Below are 2,093 nucleotides of genomic sequence, written 5' to 3' on the forward strand. Positions count from 1 at the left end.
CTGGCCATCCGGCCTCTCTGCTCTGGCGTCCACATCTAGTGCTTGAATCACACTTCAGCGAATTTCCAAACAGGCTCTTAGAACACACTCTGCTCCACTTGTTCAAAAACTTCTCTCCAACCTTTCTTACACCCCCCGAAATGCGATGGGTTTCCATCATGAAAGTCTCCATGATAGTGAACTCCCATCACCTTCACTCCTTGCAAGCTGGAAACTGCCTCGCGTGTGTTTTCCCTAACGTCCACGAGAACAAATTTCAAATTTCTTTCAAATATTATCCTTGCTTGATTTATAATTCTAAGAATAGCGTCGTCTCTTTTTGAAATTTCAGCCTGCCAAGAGGTCAAAATTCTATCCTTATCACTATCTGACATAACATCATGCGTAATATAAAATATAGGATTCGGAGCAGTTAAAATTGACGCGCGCATCCGGTCACCTAAATATTTGTATTTTTTACTTACCTCTTTGATTTCATCTCGCCAATGCTTTACTACAAAACCATTTTCATCTCTTGAAAACGCATGATGCATGACTAAGCCGCTAGGAACATGCACTATTGTATCACTTCCTGCGAGTTCTATTTTCTTTAAATACAAATCCATAGAATTAGAAACAATATTGAATTTATTCTCAAACAACCAAAGTATAGAAAAATATGAAGAAATAAAAGAATCGCTCAATCCACTTTTTTCTTGGAGGCCAAAATATTTTAAATTGTGTGCAATGGTACAATTTGTTCCCAATGAAAAATATGTTCTTTTCATTTTAACCAATCTCCCTCAATATTAATTTCCTATATGCTATGTTATATACAAAGAAAATGCAACATAAAGGGTTTAAAAAGCTCTCTGAATTCTGGTATACCTTGGATATGCTTCCCATATCGTAGAGATGGAAGTAAAGAGACAAAATAGGTAATTAGATTGGTTAAAGAGCCATTCTTTTGTTATAAATCATATATTTCCATCGATCGGCAATTCCGACTGATCTGGAAGCGGAAAGCGGCAGCTGGAGGGTTCGAAAAACCCTCTGGCTCTGAACGGTTGTCCGTGATTCTATCTTTCCTGCGTTGATTGGGAAAGATGGAAGATGAAGCAGGGCGGTTTCTTTGATGTTGAAGAGCGGCTTGCCCGGTTGAGCGGGCTTGGCGATCAACTCGAAGCGTTTTCCCGGACTGTGGATTTTGAAGTGTTCCGCCCCGATCTGGAGAAGGCTCTGGCGTATTCGGATGGGAGCAAAGGCGGGCGACCGCCATTTGATGCTGTGCTGATGATCCAGACACTAAACAATTTGTCTGATGAGCGGACAGAGTATCTGATCAACGATCGCCTGTCGTTCATACGCTTTCTGGGATTGGAGCTGTCGGACCGTGTGCCTGACGCCAAAACGGTCTGGCTGTTCCGTGAACGCCTGACCCAGGCCGGTGCGATTGATGGCCTGTTCAATTGCTTTGACGCGATCCTGCGGAACGCAGGTTATCTCCCGATGTCGGGCCAGGTCCTTGATGCAACGCTGGTGGCGGCTTCAAATCAACGTAACACCAATGCTGAGAAAGCGGATCTCCGGGCAGGACAGGCACGCAAAGCTGTCGCACAAAGATCGTCATGCACGCTGGACGCTGAAGTTCACGAAAGCGAAGCGGCAGGACGATGGAACCATGCCATCCAGCGATCTCGCCATCCCGTTCTTTGGCTACAAATTCCACCTCTCCATCGACCGGAAGTTCCGGTTCATCCGGAAATGGAAGACGACGGATGCCGCCGCCAGTGATGGTGCGCGGTTGAGAGAGGGGCTGTTGGATAAAACCAATACGGCCTCAAGCGTTTGGGCTGACACAGCCTATCGCTCAAAAGCCAATGAGGACTTTATGGGAAAGCACGGCTTTGTCTCAAAGATTCACAGGAAAAACCGCATCTCAAGTCTATGCCCCGACATATCCAGAAATCGAATGCTGGAAAGTCTGTGATCCGATCCTGCGTCGAGCATGTCTTTGCCGATCAGAAATCACAGACGGGCTGTTCGCCCGAACAGTCGGTATCACCCGGGCCACAATGAGGATCGGCCTGGCCAATATCGTCTATAATATGCGC

1 protein-coding gene and 1 pseudogene are annotated in these 2,093 nt (G+C 45.9%); one reads left to right on the plus strand and one right to left on the minus strand.

Annotated features, from left to right (window positions below; all coding sequences use genetic code 11):
• Positions 1–77: 77 nt before the first annotated feature.
• Positions 78–767, minus strand: coding sequence for a DUF1796 family putative cysteine peptidase (locus AD949_RS00125; RefSeq protein ID WP_082064883.1), 690 nt, complete (start codon positions 765–767; stop codon positions 78–80).
• A 325-nt stretch (positions 768–1,092) separates the two neighbouring features.
• Here AD949_RS00125 and AD949_RS00130 point away from each other — a divergent pair.
• A pseudogene (locus AD949_RS00130) lies at positions 1,093–2,093 on the plus strand (IS5 family transposase); the annotation flags it as partial.

This window comes from Acetobacter orleanensis (assembly GCF_001581005.1).
GTDB classification, from domain to species: Bacteria; Pseudomonadota; Alphaproteobacteria; order Acetobacterales; family Acetobacteraceae; genus Acetobacter; species Acetobacter orleanensis.